Genomic DNA, 14,433 nt, shown 5'->3' with positions numbered 1-14,433 from the left:
CCTCTTACAACACTCGAGCTCTCGATGCTACTGCACATTGAAAGATCCTACTCCTCCTTACGGCGCTTCCTTCGCGCGAGCCGATTCGTTGCCATTCTGGCGACGGCGAGCGCGTGTTCTGACTCGGCGACCGCACCGCAGTCGGCTGACATCCCTCGCGGCCTGCAGACCACAGTGGACAGCATCGTACGCGCAAAGATGCTTCCCGGAGTCGTGGTGAACGTGCGATTGGCCGACGGAAGATCGTATACGCTCACCAGCGGCGTGGCCGACCTCGAGACTAAGCGCACGATCACGCCGACGGATCACTTCCGTGTCGGGAGTATTACCAAAACAATGGTCGCCACGATCATTTTGCAGTTGCACGACGAGGGGCGCCTCTCGATCGACTCGACGGTCGCTAAGTATTTGCCGAACGTCGTGCCAAACGGAGACCGGATGACCGTGCGGCAGGTGCTCAATCACAGCGCTGGCCTGGCGAGCTACACCGATGACGAAGCGTTTACGGCCTCGCTGATTGCGGACCCTGCGCGAACGTGGACACCGAGCGAGTTGCTTGGCGTGGTTGCACGGCAGACGCCGTACTTCACGCCAGGCGAGCCCGGCAAGTGGGCGTACTCAAATACGTCGTATCTCGTCCTCGGGATGATCGCGGAAAGGGTGACGGGCAGCACGCTCGGCCGTGAGCTGCAGATACGGGTCTTCGACCGTGTCGGCATGAAGGAGACGAGCTATCCGCTCGTGGTCGGGCTGCCGAGTCCCTTCGCTCAGGGCTACGCGGATATCACCAGGCCAAATGAAAATCTGGCGGTCGGCACGCTGCTCAATCCGAGCTGGGCTGGCGCCGCCGGCGCGGTCGTGAGTACCGCCGGCGATATCGCGCATTTCGCCGAAGCGGTGGCATCGGGAAGCCTCGTGAGCGCCTCGGCGTTCGTCATGCAACAACAGGCGGCTGCGGGCAGCGCCTTTCGCATTCCCGGTGAAAGCTATGACACTGGGTACGGACTTGGCGTAATACTCGGTGGGGGGTGGATCGGCCACAACGGCGCAATACCGGGCTACGAGGCGCAAGCGTTTGCCAAGCGTGGACTCGGGTCGATCGGAGTCGTGATCAACCGCACGACCGACGATGACACGCCGCGCGAAATTTATGCCGCCGTGCGAAAGGCTCAATTCGGGCAGTAACGTTGTCCTTCTGCCGACTGCTCGGTTCGTCTGGCATCCCGCTACCGCAGCGTCGGCACCTCGAGTCGACTACCGGCGCTGCCCCCAACCCAGACGCGGTGCCGAGCCGCCACGAAGTCGGCCGCCGTGGCGTCGTAGATGTTGGGCACGAACCGCTGCGGATTGCGATCGAAGAGTGGGAACCAGCTTCCTTGGATCTGCAGCATCACGCGATGACCCGAGCGAAAGGTGTGGAATACATCGGGCAGCTCGATCGTGACCGCCGTCGGCGTGCCAGGCACCATCGGCGCCGGCGACGCCGTGGACCGTCGCCAGCGCGCACGCAGCACACCGGCGCGCACCAGTTGCTGGTAACCCGCCAGATGCACGGTGCTATCGCGTCGGTGGGGATGATCGGCTTCGTCCGGTGGGTACACATCCACCAGCTTCACCACGATGTCGGCGTCGGTGCCCGTGGTACTCACCGTCAGATGCGCCACCACCGGTCCCGCCACCGTGACGTCCGCCGCGAGGGGCACTGAGCCGAAGACGGCCACATCGTTGCGCCCCTCGAGGCAACGCTGGTCGCCGCTCATGTACAGGAAGGGCGACCCGTCCTCGGCGGTAGGACCACCGCAGCGCGACGGCACCGGCGTACGGGGATCGCTTGCGAACTCCACGAAGCTGCGCGACGCGGCTGCCCGCCCGCGCGCGTCGGCAAACGAGAGTGTCCGCGTAGCGCCGAGCCAGACGTCGCGGCGCACTACCGAACGCGCGGGCCAGCGGTCGAAGGTCATCCACCGCTTGCGTCCGGTGTCGAACATGCGCGCGCCGGCCGCCAGCGGTGCACCGCCTTTCAGATGCGCGCGGAAGAACACCGCTTGCACGTCGCGCTGGAGTGAGGTCTCGAGGGAGTCGCCGAAGTACAGGTCGCCGTGCACGGTGTGCGCCACGTCCCGCGCCAGCCAGCCGCGGTGGCCGAAAGGCCCCATCGCGAGGGTCGCGTTCCCTCCTCGGCGCAGCGCACGGTACGCCGCTAGCGTGCCATACAGGTTCTCGGAGTCGTACCATCCGCCGACTACGAGTACGGGATGCGCGATCCCGGCTAGCTGCGGTACGAGCGTGCGGACGCGCCAGAAGACATCGTAGTTCGGATGCGCCACCGTCGCGCGCCACCACGCGTCGTCCGGCAACAGTCGCGCGCCCACGTCGCGTAGCGGGCCGAGCGCGAGTTGCGACGCGTAGTCGTCACGGGTCAGCGTATGCTCGGCCACGCGAGCGAAGGCCGGCACCCACCAATTCTTGTCGGTCGGCGTCGGGCGCGGCGTCCCGAACACCGGGAATCCGTGCAGCACGGCCTGCGTCAGTACGCCTTGGTGATGAAAGTCCTCTTTCCACGCGTCGAGCAGTGGTGCTTCCAGCGCCGTGGCCACAATGGCGGGATGGCGCGACAGCGCTGCCGCCGCCGCGTAGAATCCGCCGTAGCTCACACCGTACAGCCCCACGCGCCCGTCGTTGCCGTCGAGATGCGTGAGCAGCCACGCGATAGTGTCGTACGCGTCGGTGGCCTCGTCGACGGCCGAGCGATCCTGCTGCGGTCGCAGCGGTCGCATGTTTTCGAACGTCCCGTCCGAGCGGTAGCGACCGCGCACTTCCTGCGCCACAAAGATGTAGCCGTCGCGCAGCATGAAGGCGTCGGGGGCAAGCGTTGAGGCAATAGTGGTGGAATCGTACGGGCCAGCGCTAAAGGGTGTGCGCTGCAGCACGATGGGGTAGCGACGCGTCGGCGACGCATCCCGCGGCACATAGGCGATCGTCATCAAGCGCGCGCCGTCGCGCATCGGCGCCAGCATCACCCGCTTCACGTAATGCGACCGCGCGTACGTAGAGTCAGCGACCGGTGCGGCAACGCCTTGGGCCGTCAGCTGGGCAGCCGGTACGAGCCACGTCCATGCGGCACACGTCAGGACGCGGCGAAATACACGGCGCATCAGCGTCTCGGAGCGGGAGGGGAGGGAGGCATGGAACCTTCTTCAGTCGTCAGGAAGTGTACGACGATTGGCAAAGGTGGCTAGATTCCACTGGTTATTCTGACTCCCCAGCCTGCCGTCATGACTTCCGCTGCTCGTCGACTTTTTGAAGCGCTTGCCCTGAGCGTCGCCTGTGCCGCTGTCTCCGTGCTGCCCGCGCAAGCGACGGGCGGCTCGACTGGTGGTGCGAAACCGAAGGCCGCCACGGCGCCCAAAATGCCCGCGCAAAAGCTGCCGGATTTCACCAAGGTGCCGACCACCTTCGAGGGGCTGTTCGCCGAACGCGAGTCGCGCGCCGTCGACGTGATCGGCTATCTGCGCTGCCTCGAGGCCACTGTGAACGCACTGCGCGCCGGCGCCCTCGGCGGCGTGGAGCGCGGCTGGTCGCTCACCTGCATCAAGCAGAAGAACGAGTGGCGCGGCATCTTCGGGGAGCTCACCGATACGCCCCCCGGCATGCAGGTGAAGGTCCAGTTCGCCCTGCGCAATCCCGGTCCCACACCCGACTCGCGCAGTGGCATAGTGGTGCGCGATCCGGTGGATACGGTGCTGGCCAGTGGCACCGCCCGCGCCTTGCTGCGAGGCCTCGCCGCCACCGCACCGGGGAATGGGCTTGGCCAGTTCGTGCCGGTCACGCTCGCGCAGAAGAATTTCACCGAAGTGTGGTTCGTGCCGTCGGCAAACAGTCCGGAGCGCGCGGTGGTCGGCGGCGACTCGTTGATCCAGATGTCGAGCGACGGCATGCGGGAATTGGGACACGCGTCGAGCACGCCGAAGATGCGGGTCGTTTCCATTCCGGTGGGCGGCTCGACGTATACGCTCGAGAGCAGCGAGGTCCGTATTCCGCTGCTGACAGAGTTGATGTTGGCGCGACTGGCGATCGATGTGTTGCCGGAGGTGCGGGTGCGGACGCGCGAGTACGACGCGATCCTCACGCGCTCCACCAGGAAGTGGACCTTCGTGAAACGATGACCCGCACGGTGATCATGGCCTCGCTCGCAACGTTGTATTGGCATCCGCCCCTGCAGGTTGGCAGCGACAACGTGCTGCCGCCCTGTCCCGACACGCCGAATTGCGTCTCCACCGAGGCCACGCGAAGCTCGCAGCGCGTGCCGACGGTGTCCTTCACCGACACGCCGGTGGCGGCCCTGGCCCGGGCCAAGGCCGCGCTGCTGGCGGAGCCGCGCACCACGATCACGGCCGAACGTGAGGGCTATCTGCACGCCGAGTGCAAGAGCCTCGTGTTCCGCTTTGTCGATGATGTCGATATCGTGGTGGATCCAGTCGCGCACGTGTATCGCTTTCGCTCGGCTTCGCGGCTCGGTCGCAGCGACCTGGGTGTGAATCGCAAGCGCATCGCGCGGCTCTCGGCGCGTCTGGCGCTTCCGGCGACCACATCGAACTGACGGAGTCGCTCCGCATGTCGCTCGTTCTGCGCCCCGCCACGCGGGCAGACGTTCCCGTGATCCGGGAGCTCATCGAAGGCTTGGCCGACTACGAGAAATTGCGCCACGAGTGCATTGCCACCGACGCGCTACTCGATGCCGCGTTGTTCGGTGTGCGACCCTACGCGGAAGTGGTGATCGCCGAGTGGGACGGTGCGTCGGCAGGCTTCGCACTGTTCTTTCACAACTTCTCGACCTTTCTCGCGCGCCCCGGGATTTATCTCGAGGATCTGTTCGTGCGTCCCGCGTATCGCGGTCATGGCATCGGCAAGGCGCTGCTGCAGTATCTCGCACAGCAAGCCGTGTCGCGCGATTGCGGGCGTCTCGAGTGGTCGGTGCTCGACTGGAACGTGGACGCCATCGGTTTCTACGAGAAGCTCGGCGCGCGCCCGCAGGATGAATGGACCGTGTACCGCGTTACGGGAGACACCCTGACGCATCTCGCCAACGGAGCACTCTGATCATGGACCTGTCTTCCTTCAGCCAGTCGGCGCTCTCGCGTCGTGAGGCGCTGCAGTTGCTCGCCGCCGGAGTTGCCGGCAGTGCGGTGTTGCCGGCGCTGGCGCATGCGGCGTCGGGCGACGACGCGGAACGTCGCCGCATCGGCCGTATCGGGTTGCAGCTGTATACGGTGCGCAGTGCGCTGTCGAAGGACGTCGAGGGCACGATTGCGGCGGTGGCCGCTGCTGGGATCACCGAGCTCGAGTTCGCCGGCTACTACGACAAGTCGCCGGCGTGGTGGTCTGCGCTGCTCAAGCAGCACAAGCTCACCGCCCCCGCGACGCACGAAGCGCTGCCCGCCACCGATGATGGCTGGCCGGCGATCTTCGATCGCGCGAAGGGGATGGGCCATGAGATCGTGATCGTGCCGTTCGTGGGCAACGCGTATCGCGGGTCGCGCGACAACTGGCTCAAGTTGTCGGAGCGGCTCAACACCGGCGCGCAGAAGGCCAAGACGGCCGGGTTGCAGTTCGCCTATCACAATCACGACTTCGAGTTTGCGCCGGTGGGTGATACGACCGGCTACGAAATTCTCACGTCGAACACCGACGCGTCGCTGGTGAAGCTCGAGCTCGACATGTACTGGGCGGTGAAGGCCGGTCGCGATCCTCTGGAAATCATGACGGCGCACAAGGGCCGTGTGATCTGCTGTCATGTGAAGGATGCCAGTGCCGCCCCCGAGCGGAAGATGCTCGATGTAGGCGCCGGCACGATCGACTTCAAGATGCTGCTCGACAAGGGCCGCAAGCTCGGCCTCAAGCACTGGTTCATCGAGCACGATCAGCCGGTCGATGCGCTGGCGTCGATCAAGGCGAGCGCTGCGGCCATGCTCAAGTACTGAGTCATGTCTCGATCGATGATGCGACGTCGCGTCGCTGCGCTCGTTGCCGCCGCGTTGTCGGCGCCCGTGATGACGCCCGTGAAGGCGCAGCGGGCTCCCGTCGGTCCGGCCACGCGTTCGTACGTGAAGGTCGACACGAATGTGCTCGCGCTGACCAACGTGCGCGTGATCGACGGCACCGGCGCGGCTGCACGCGACGGGCAGTCGATCATCGTGCGCGATGGCCGCATCGCCGCGGTCGGAGCAGCGAGCACGACGGCGATACCGGCCGGCGCACAGGTCATGGATCTTGCTGGCAAGAGCGTGATACCGGGGCTCGTGATGGTGCACGAGCACCTGTACTACCCGGTGGGTGCGGGCACCTACGGCAATCTCACCGAGAGCTTCTCGCGGCTGTATCTCGCCGGCGGTGTGACCAGCATGCGAACCGGTGGCAACATGAACGGCTTCGCCGAGCTGCTGATTGCGCAGGCGATCGCGCGCGGAGAGAAGCCGGGACCATGGATCGACGCTACGGCGCCGTATCTCGAAGGGCCGGGCATGGGCTTCAATCAAGTCACGATCCTGCGTGACTCGAGTGAGGCGCGCAAGCTGGTGGAGTACTGGGCTGATCAGGGCGCGACATCGTTCAAGGCGTACATGAACATCACGCGCGATGAGCTCAAGGCGGCGGCCGACGCGGCGCACAAGCGCGGACTCAACATCACCGGCCATCTGTGCTCAGTGACCTATCGTGAAGCGGCCGATGCCGGCATCGATGATCTCGAGCATGGCTTCTTTGCCATGAACGACTTCGTGCCGGGGAAGAAGCTCGACACCTGCAGCGGACGTGGTGGCGCAGCCCAGAGCATGTTGGCGCAGGCCGATCCCGAAGGCGCCGAGGTGCAGGCGCTGTTCAAATATCTGATCGACAAGAAGATCGCCGTGACCAGCACGCTCACGATCTTCGAGACGTTCACACCGGGCCGGCCGATGCCGCCGGGTACCGACGTACTCATCGAGCCGTTGCGTGAGCAATTCGCGCAGCGCTACGCCTCGACCCAGCGCAACACGCAGTCGGTCTACGCGAAGGCGTTTCCCAAGGGCATGGCGATGGAGCGCGCCTTCGCCAAGGCCGGCGGCACCCTCATCGTTGGCACCGATCCGACGGGTGGTGGCGGGGTGATCGCCGGGTACTCGAATCAGCGCGCGCTCGAGCTGCTGGTGGAAGCCGGATTCTCGCCGCTCGAGGCGATCCGCATCGGCACATTGAACGGCGCGACGTACCTGGGGCGCGGTGCCCTCACGGGATCGATCGCGGCCGGCAAGCTGGCCGATCTCGTGGTCATCGATGGCAATCCCGCGGCCAGGATTAGCGACATCCGGAAAGTGCAGCTCGTGTTCCGTCAGGGCGTGGGCTACGACCCGGCGGTGCTGATCGAATCGGTGAAGGGCAAGGTCGGCTTGTGGTAGCAGCCTGAAGCTGTAGCTTCGCCACACGCACCTCCGTCCCCCCGCCTGCCGGAGCCGTTCATGGGTGAAGCCAAGATTCTCCGGAGTCCGCATCCGGACGTTGACATTCCCGATACGCCGCTCGTGCCCTTTGTACTCGGGCGCGTGTCGGAGTTCCCCGATCATCCCGCGATCATCTGTGGCGTCACGGGAAAGTCGTACACGTACGCGCAGCTGGCTGATGCCGTGCGGCATGTCGCCGCCGGCTTGCACGCGCACGGCATCAAGAAAGGCGATGTCGTAGGAGTCGTCAGCCCAAACCTCCCTGACTTTCCCGTGGTGTTCTACGCGGTGGTGTCGATCGGGGCGATCTGCTCCACCGTCAATCCGATCGCGACCGCCGAAGAGATCGGCGCGCAGTTCGCGGACAGCGAAGCGATGCTGATTTTTACCATCCCTGAGCTGTTCGAGAAGTGCTCGGCCGCCGCGCGCCTCGCCAGTACGGTGCGGGAGATCGTCGTGTTCGGCGAGGCCGACGGCGCGACGCCCTACCGCGAGCTGTTCGCCCATGGTGATACGCCACCAGACGTGGACATCGACCCCGCCACCGATGTGGCGGCGTTGCCGTACTCCAGCGGCACCTCGGGTATCCCCAAGGGCGTGATGCTCACGCATCGCAACATCGTGGCGAATCTGCAACAGATGCAGGCCATCACCGAGGTGCTCGACAGTACCAGCCGCGTGCTTGGCGTGCTGCCGTTCTTTCACATCTACGGGATGGTGGTGGTGATGGGCGGCGCGCTGCGGCAGGGCGCGTGTATCGTGTCGCTGCCGCGCTTCGATCTCGAGCAGGTGCTGCGCGTGCTGCAGGATCACAAGGTCCGCATGGCCAACATCGTGCCGCCGATCCTGCTGGCGATGGCGAAGCATCCGATCGTGGCGAACTACGATTTGTCGCAGCTCAAGTATCTGTTCAGCGGTGCGGCGCCACTCGGTGCGGAGCTCGCGTCGGCTTGCCAGGATCGACTGGGGCTCACCGTGCGGCAGGGGTACGGTCTCACCGAGACAAGCCCCGTCACGCACTTCCATCCCATGGACGACCGCCGCGTTGTGCTCGACTCGGTGGGACCGTCGGCGCCGAACACGGAGTGCCGCCTGGTGGATCCCGCCACCGGCCTGGATTGCGAACCTGGGGAACGTGGCGAGCTGTGGATGCGCGGTCCGCAGGTGATGAAGGGGTACTTCAACAAGCCGGAGGCGACGGCCGCCTGCATGACCGACGACGGCTGGTTCAAGACGGGTGATGTCGCCGTCGTCGATGAACTGGGCTGGTACAAAATCGTTGACCGCGTGAAGGAGCTTATCAAGTACAAGGGGCTGCAGGTGGCGCCGGCTGAGCTCGAGGCGCTGCTGCTGGGGCATCCGGCCATCGCCGACGCGGCCGTGATTCCGGTGCCCGATCCGCACGCCGGGGAGATCCCGAAGGCGTTCGTGGTGCTGCGGGCGCCGCTTACGGCCGATCAGGTCATGGCGTTCATTGCCGAGCGCGTGTCGTCGTACAAGAAAGTGCGCCAGGTCGAGTTCGTGGACGCGATTCCCAAGTCGCCATCGGGTAAGATTCTACGCCGGGTGCTCGTCGAGCAGGAACGACGGCGCGTCTCGTCCTCCTCCTAACTCTCAACATCCTCGCTCAACGTCATGTCTTCTCCTCGTCTCGGTATCGGTTTCATCGGATCCGGCTTCAACGCGCGTTTTCACATGCAGGGCTTTCGGCAGGTGCGCGACGCCGACGTGCTCGGCGTGTGGAGTCCCAACGCGAAGAACGCCGCCTCCGCCGCGAAGTACGCCCGCGAACTCGATATCGGCGAATGCAAGGCGTACAAGTCGATCACGGAGATGGTGTGCGACCCCAAGATCGACGCGATCTGGTTGAACGGACCGAATCACGCGCGCATCGAAAACGTCGAAGAGATTTGTGCCGCCGTGACGTCGGGCAAGGCGACGCTCAAAGGCATCGCCTGTGAGAAGCCCTTGGGGCGCACCGTGGCGGAAGCGAAGCACATTCTCAAGCTGGTGGAGAAGGCCGGCATCATGCACGGCTACCTCGAGAACCAGTACTTCTCGCCGCAGGTGAGCGTTGGCCACAACCTGATCTGGAAGCGTGGCGCCGCGAACACCGGTCGTCCGTATCTCGCACGCGCGGCCGAAGAGCACAGCGGTCCGCACGGCCCCTGGTTCTGGAGCGGCGAGCAGCAGGGCGGTGGCGTGTTGAACGACATGATGTGCCACTCGGTGCTGGTCGTACGCCAGCTGCTCACGCCGCCTGGTGAATCGCTCACCACGCTGGTGCCGAAGCGCGTGACCGGTCACATCGCGTCACTGAAGTGGTCGCGCAAGGAGTACGCCGCGCAGCTCAAGAAGACGATGGGTGTGGACTATCTCAAGAAGCCGTCGGAAGACTTTGCCAGCGTCACGATCGAGTTCGAAACGCCCGACGGCGGTATGGCCATCGGCGAAGCGACCACGAGTTGGAGCTTTGTCGGTCCCGGCCTGCGTCTCAGCGCAGAATTGCTCGGCCCCGAGTACTCGATGAAGTGGAACTCGCTCGAGTCAGGGCTCGATCTGTTCTTCTCGCGCGCCGTGAAGGGCAAGACGGGCGAAGACATCGTCGAGAAGCAGATGGCGGAGACTGGACAGATGCCCGTGGTCGTGAACGAAGCCATCGCCTACGGCTACGAGGCGGAAGACCGCCACTTCGTGCGCGCTTTCCTCGGCAAGGAGAAGCCGGCGCTCACGTGGCACGACGGGCTCGATGTCGTGAAGCTGCTCATGACCGCGTACATGAGTGCGGAGCAGGGCAAGACCATCGAGTTCCCGCCCCGCAACATCGACAAGTTCGTGCCGCAGGTGGCGCAGGGGACGTGGAAGCCGCGGTAGTCTACTTTCGGTAGTTCACATCAAGGGCGTCCAGCCGCGCGAGGTGCGTGGGCAGGCGCCCTTTGAAGTCTGTGAAATCACGACGGCCCTTCGCGCTCCAGAGCACTTCGGACAGCGCCACCATGCGCGGGTAGGCCATGTACTCCACGTGCTTGGCGTTGGGCATGTACTCCGCCCAGAGCTGTGCCTGCGCACCCAGAATGTGCTTCGCCTCGTCGGCCGTGAGTTGCGGCGGCACGGGTTCGAAAGCGTACACGCTGTCGATCGGTGTGAAGCCGCCGATCGCCAGCGGCTCCTTGGTTTTATCGCGCGACTGATAGTGATCGAAGTACGTATGACTGCCCGGCGCCATCACGACATCATGGTTCGCCTTGGCGGCCGCGATACCGCCGGCCATGCCGCGCCATGACATCACCGTCGCGTTCTCGGCCAGGCCGCCCTCGAGAATCTCATCCCAGCCAATCATGCGTCGGCCGCGCGCGGTGAGGAACGTGTCCATCTGCCGGATGAACCAGCTCTGCATCTCGTGCTCGTCTTTGAGCCCGAGTGCCTTGATGCGGGCCTGAATTTCGGGATTCGCCTTCCACTGCGCCTTGCCCGCTTCGTCGCCGCCGATGTGGATGAACGGACCCGGAAACAGCGCCAGCACTTCGGTGAGCACATCCTGCATGAAGGCCACCGTGCTGTCGGTGGGATTGAGGATGAAATCGCTCACGCCCCACACCTGCAGCACGCCGGGGCTCGAGTCGGGCCGGCTCGAGAGTCGCGGGTACGCATGGATCGCTGCCTGCGAGTGCCCGGGCATTTCGATTTCCGGCACCACCGTGATCATGCGCTCGGCGGCGTAGGCCACGACTTCGCGTATGTCGTCCTGCGTGTAGAAGCCGCAGTGTCGCTTGCCGTCGAAGTTGCTTGGCTTGGGATTCGTGATGTACGGGCCGACGAGCGTTTGCTCGCGGCAGGATCCGAGCTCGGTGAGCAGCGGATACTTCTTGATCTCGATGCGCCAGCCCTGATCTTCCGTGAGATGCCAGTGGAAGCGGTTCATCTTGTGACGCGCCAGCAGGTCGATGTACTTCTTGACGAACTCCTTCGACTCGAAATGCCGCGCGACATCGAGGTGCGACCCGCGCCACGTGAAACGCGGAGCGTCTTCCACGTGCACGGCCGCGGCGCGCCACACCGTGTTGCCGAGCGGTGCCTCCCGGTAGATCGCGACGGGCAGCAGCTGCTTGAGCGTTTCGAGACCGTAGAACGCGCCAGCCGGTGCGCTGGCTTTGATCACGACACCCGTGGGCGTCACATCGAGCGTGTAGGCTTCGGGGCCGAGCGCCGGTGTGCGGATCAGCGCAATGCCACCGGCCGCAGCGCTGCCTGCCGTGGCGCGACGGACGACGGTGAGATCAAAGCCCGTGGGGTTGGCGACGTCCCGCGCAAAGCGGCGCGCGACGCCGGTGAACGCGGGGTCGGCATGCACCACCGTCCGCGCCGTGAGCGTGAACGCGCCCGACTTCGGTGTCAGTACGACCGGTCGCGGAATAATGGCGTACGTACTGCTGTCGGCCGGCAGCGCGCGGGTGGTGGCCGCTTCTGCGGTGGGAAGCGCGAGCAGCGCGGCCAGGATCAGATGATGCATGTTGTTCCTTCGGCTTAACGGGTGGCCAGTGCGCGCACGACGTCACGGACAATGGTGGGGTCGGTGGCGCGGGCGTGAACCTCACGCACGTGGCTCAGTTCAAGAATGCGATGCACGTTCTCGGCGCGCACGTGGCCGCCCGCCAGCACGATCAGCTGATCACCCGCTCGTGCCTGAAGTGCCTGCAGTGTTGCGGCGCCCTCGAGGGCGGTGCGGCCATGCCCCGACGTCAGGATATAGTCCACGTCGAGCATGAGCATCTGTTCCAACGCCTCGAGCGCGTCGGGGGTGCGATCGAAGGCCCGATGAAACGTGACTTTCATCGGGCGGGCCAGTATGACGAGTTCAGCGAGCTGGCTCTCATCGACTGTCTGGTCGCCGCGTAGCGGCCCGAGCACGATGCCGTTCACGCCGAGCGTCTTCGCGGCCACGATGTCATGACGCATGACCGCCACGTCGTCGTCGTCATACACGAAGCTGTTCGTGTGTGGCCGGATCATCACGTGCAGCGGGATCGTAAGTTCATCCCGGCAGCGCGCGATCAGTCCGAGCGACGGCGTCGTACCGCCATCGCCCGGGCCGCACAGTTCCACGCGACCGGCTCCGAACTGCTGCGCCGCACGCGCCGTCTGCACGGAATCACAACAGGCTTCCACCAAGGTTGGCGGAGTCATACGCTGAACTCAGTGAGCGGCCGCCGGCGCGCGATCGACGCTCGGGGACGGACGGAAGAGGAACAGAAACACGACGAACACGGCAACTGCGCCAATGGCGGCTACCTGCCACACCTGCAGCCAGTCGTGCGACGCGACCCCGGCGGTGCCGTTGGCGTAGCGGTTCACGACGCTGCCCGAGACCGACGCGCCAACGAAGTAGCCCACGCCGTTGGTGACGAGATTCAGGAAGCCCTGCGCGGCGGCGCGCACTTTGGGGCCGGCCACTTCGTCGGTGTAGATCTGTCCGGCCACGAAGAAGAAGTCGTAGCAGACGCCGTGCAGCAGGATGCCGGCGTAGATGAGCCACATGCCGGCGCCGGCGTCGCCGCGGCTGAAGGCGAAATAGCGCAGTCCCCATGCCAGCATGCCGACCAGCATGATCCACTTGATGCCGAGCTTCCGCAGCGCGAAGGGCAGCAGCAGCATGAAGCCGACTTCCGATGCCTGACCGAAGGACATGATGCCGGCCGCGTTCGGCACACCAATCTCGTTCATGAACGGGTTGGCGAAGGCGTAGTAGAACTGCAACGGGATGCACAGGAGGAAGGAGCCCAGCACGAAGATCACGAAGTCGGGACGCTTCAGCAGCTGCAGTGCGTCGAGGCCGATCGCATCGCGCATGCTGAATGGCGCGCCGGCGGCGCGGGGCGGTGTGTGCGGCAGCATAAAGGCGAAGAGCCCGAGCGCAATCGAACCCGCGGCCGAGATCTGCATCGGGACAGCGAGTTTGTCGGCGTGCAAGACGAAACCCACGAGAATGCCCGAGGCGACGATCCAGCCCACGGTGCCGAACACCCGGATAATCGGAAAGTCGCGCGTGGAATCCTTCACATTGTGCAGCGAGATCGAGTTGGTGAGCGACAACGTGGGCATGTAGCAGAACGCATACGCCAGCAGCAGCGGGTAGAAGCTGTCCCAATCGGTCTGCTGCGACATGAGGTACATCAGGACGGCGCCGACGAGATGCAGCACCGCCAGCAACTTCTCGCTCGCGAAGAAACGGTCGGCCACGATGCCCATGAAGAACGGCGACACGATGGCGGCGATCGCTGTCGCACCGTAGGCCGCGCCGATCTGGGTGTCGGTGAAGTGCAGCGCCTGGCCGAGATACGTGCCCATGGTCACGAACCAGGCGCCCCAGACGAAGTACTGGAGGAACATCATGATCGACAGGCGTCCCTTCGTTCCCATTACGGCAGCTCCCTGAGGCGGGTGTTTCGGAATTCGCCGCGGACGCCGCGATCCTGCCCGGCGCTAATGTCCCGCCTGGCGCGACCAAATTGTAGGTCTGATGCTGGATATGCGGAAGGTTGGAGGACAGCTTCAGGCATGGATCACTACCCAGGATTTCTCGCCCACGTCGAGGGCCGTCGCCCGAACGTGCATGAAGTGACGATAGCCGACACACTGGCCACGCTGGCGGCCGACGCCGCGGCCGTGCTGATCGACGTGCGCGAAGACCGCGAATGGAATGCCGGTCACGCTGCGCAGGCGATTCACGTAGCGCGAGGCGTGATCGAGCGCGACATCGAGAAGCTCGTGCCTGACCCGGCCACGCCGCTGTACCTATACTGCGGTGGTGGCTTTCGCTCCATCCTGTCGTCCGACTCGCTGCAGCAGATGGGCTACACGAACGTGCACTCGGTGATTGGCGGCTGGCGAGGATGGCAAGAGCAGGGCGCCCCGGTGACCATGCCAGGCTCCGACACACCGTAGAACGTCTCCCCGATCG

The 14,433-nt window shown here is 65.0% G+C and carries 13 protein-coding genes; 9 read left to right on the top strand and 4 right to left on the bottom strand.

The window, feature by feature from the left end; genetic code table 11:
• Window positions 1-24 precede the first annotated feature (24 nt).
• A complete protein-coding gene (locus tag HKW67_RS09250; protein ID WP_269141358.1) occupies window positions 25-1,185 on the top strand; it encodes a serine hydrolase domain-containing protein in 1,161 nt (386 codons plus the stop codon).
• Between the two features lie 41 nt (window positions 1,186-1,226).
• Here the strand turns inward: HKW67_RS09250 and HKW67_RS09245 are convergent, their stop codons facing one another.
• A complete protein-coding gene (locus HKW67_RS09245) occupies window positions 1,227-3,155 on the bottom strand; it encodes a CocE/NonD family hydrolase (RefSeq protein WP_171225113.1) in 1,929 nt (642 codons plus the stop codon).
• A gap of 120 nt (window positions 3,156-3,275) precedes the next feature.
• On the opposite strand from HKW67_RS09245, the gene HKW67_RS09240 reads away from it, so the two are divergent.
• Genes HKW67_RS09240 through HKW67_RS09210 form a run of 7 tightly spaced genes read left to right on the top strand, consistent with a single transcriptional unit; the run spans window position 3,276 to window position 10,349 of the window.
• Entirely contained in the window at window positions 3,276-4,166 is an 891-nt protein-coding gene (locus HKW67_RS09240) for a hypothetical protein (RefSeq protein ID WP_171225112.1), read from the top strand.
• On the top strand, window positions 4,163-4,600 hold the full coding sequence (locus HKW67_RS09235) for a DUF1499 domain-containing protein (protein WP_171225111.1): 438 nt from the start codon (window positions 4,163-4,165) through the stop codon (window positions 4,598-4,600). Before HKW67_RS09240 ends, HKW67_RS09235 begins: the two co-directional genes overlap by 4 nt.
• Before the next feature lie 14 nt (window positions 4,601-4,614).
• Window positions 4,615-5,100 (top strand): GNAT family N-acetyltransferase, encoded by a 486-nt coding sequence (locus HKW67_RS09230; protein ID WP_171225110.1) that lies wholly within the window; start codon window positions 4,615-4,617, stop codon window positions 5,098-5,100.
• A gap of 2 nt (window positions 5,101-5,102) precedes the next feature.
• On the top strand, window positions 5,103-5,981 hold the full coding sequence (locus HKW67_RS09225; RefSeq protein ID WP_171225109.1) for a sugar phosphate isomerase/epimerase family protein: 879 nt from the start codon (window positions 5,103-5,105) through the stop codon (window positions 5,979-5,981).
• 3 nt (window positions 5,982-5,984) lie between these two features.
• Entirely contained in the window at window positions 5,985-7,433 is a 1,449-nt protein-coding gene (locus HKW67_RS09220) for an amidohydrolase family protein (protein WP_206044658.1), read from the top strand.
• Between the two features lie 60 nt (window positions 7,434-7,493).
• Window positions 7,494-9,086 carry a 4-coumarate--CoA ligase family protein gene (locus HKW67_RS09215; RefSeq protein ID WP_171225108.1) on the top strand — a complete coding sequence of 531 codons (1,593 nt, stop codon included), beginning with the start codon at window positions 7,494-7,496 and terminating at the stop codon, window positions 9,084-9,086.
• 24 nt (window positions 9,087-9,110) lie between these two features.
• The gene (locus HKW67_RS09210) at window positions 9,111-10,349 is read left to right on the top strand and encodes a Gfo/Idh/MocA family protein (RefSeq protein WP_171225107.1); all 1,239 of its coding nucleotides are present in this window, start codon (window positions 9,111-9,113) and stop codon (window positions 10,347-10,349) included.
• Between the two features lies 1 nt (window position 10,350).
• On the opposite strand, the gene HKW67_RS09205 is transcribed toward HKW67_RS09210, so the two are convergent.
• From HKW67_RS09205 to HKW67_RS09195, 3 genes are read right to left on the bottom strand one after another with little or no spacing between them, the layout of a single operon-like run.
• On the bottom strand, window positions 10,351-11,985 hold the full coding sequence (locus tag HKW67_RS09205; RefSeq protein WP_171225106.1) for a beta-N-acetylhexosaminidase: 1,635 nt from the start codon (window positions 11,983-11,985) through the stop codon (window positions 10,351-10,353).
• A 14-nt stretch (window positions 11,986-11,999) separates the two neighbouring features.
• Window positions 12,000-12,659, bottom strand: a complete 660-nt coding sequence (locus tag HKW67_RS09200) for a copper homeostasis protein CutC (RefSeq protein WP_171225105.1) — start codon at window positions 12,657-12,659, stop codon at window positions 12,000-12,002.
• A gap of 9 nt (window positions 12,660-12,668) precedes the next feature.
• Window positions 12,669-13,892, bottom strand: a complete 1,224-nt coding sequence (locus HKW67_RS09195; protein WP_171225104.1) for a nucleoside permease — start codon at window positions 13,890-13,892, stop codon at window positions 12,669-12,671.
• A gap of 138 nt (window positions 13,893-14,030) precedes the next feature.
• Between HKW67_RS09195 and HKW67_RS09190 the strand changes: the two genes are divergently transcribed.
• On the top strand, window positions 14,031-14,417 hold the full coding sequence (locus HKW67_RS09190) for a rhodanese-like domain-containing protein (RefSeq protein ID WP_171225103.1): 387 nt from the start codon (window positions 14,031-14,033) through the stop codon (window positions 14,415-14,417).
• The last annotated feature ends 16 nt before the right edge of the window (window positions 14,418-14,433 follow it).

This window comes from Gemmatimonas groenlandica, assembly GCF_013004105.1.
In the GTDB taxonomy this organism is placed as follows: domain Bacteria; phylum Gemmatimonadota; class Gemmatimonadetes; order Gemmatimonadales; family Gemmatimonadaceae; genus Gemmatimonas; species Gemmatimonas groenlandica.
The sequence above is the reverse complement of the archived record's forward strand: the minus strand, read 5'-3'. Positions and strand labels throughout refer to the sequence as shown.

Bases quoted from the DNA above. Each gene is read 5' to 3' on its own strand.
- HKW67_RS09250 (WP_269141358.1), top strand. From the start codon at position 25: ATGCTACTGCACATTGAAAGATCCTACTCCTCCTTACGGCGCTTCCTT.
- HKW67_RS09245 (WP_171225113.1), bottom strand. From the start codon at position 3,155: ATGCGCCGTGTATTTCGCCGCGTCCTGACGTGTGCCGCATGGACGTGG.
- HKW67_RS09240 (WP_171225112.1), top strand. From the start codon at position 3,276: ATGACTTCCGCTGCTCGTCGACTTTTTGAAGCGCTTGCCCTGAGCGTC.
- HKW67_RS09235 (WP_171225111.1), top strand. From the start codon at position 4,163: ATGACCCGCACGGTGATCATGGCCTCGCTCGCAACGTTGTATTGGCAT.
- HKW67_RS09230 (WP_171225110.1), top strand. From the start codon at position 4,615: ATGTCGCTCGTTCTGCGCCCCGCCACGCGGGCAGACGTTCCCGTGATC.
- HKW67_RS09225 (WP_171225109.1), top strand. From the start codon at position 5,103: ATGGACCTGTCTTCCTTCAGCCAGTCGGCGCTCTCGCGTCGTGAGGCG.
- HKW67_RS09220 (WP_206044658.1), top strand. From the start codon at position 5,985: ATGTCTCGATCGATGATGCGACGTCGCGTCGCTGCGCTCGTTGCCGCC.
- HKW67_RS09215 (WP_171225108.1), top strand. From the start codon at position 7,494: ATGGGTGAAGCCAAGATTCTCCGGAGTCCGCATCCGGACGTTGACATT.
- HKW67_RS09210 (WP_171225107.1), top strand. From the start codon at position 9,111: ATGTCTTCTCCTCGTCTCGGTATCGGTTTCATCGGATCCGGCTTCAAC.
- HKW67_RS09205 (WP_171225106.1), bottom strand. From the start codon at position 11,985: ATGCATCATCTGATCCTGGCCGCGCTGCTCGCGCTTCCCACCGCAGAA.
- HKW67_RS09200 (WP_171225105.1), bottom strand. From the start codon at position 12,659: ATGACTCCGCCAACCTTGGTGGAAGCCTGTTGTGATTCCGTGCAGACG.
- HKW67_RS09195 (WP_171225104.1), bottom strand. From the start codon at position 13,892: ATGGGAACGAAGGGACGCCTGTCGATCATGATGTTCCTCCAGTACTTC.
- HKW67_RS09190 (WP_171225103.1), top strand. From the start codon at position 14,031: ATGGATCACTACCCAGGATTTCTCGCCCACGTCGAGGGCCGTCGCCCG.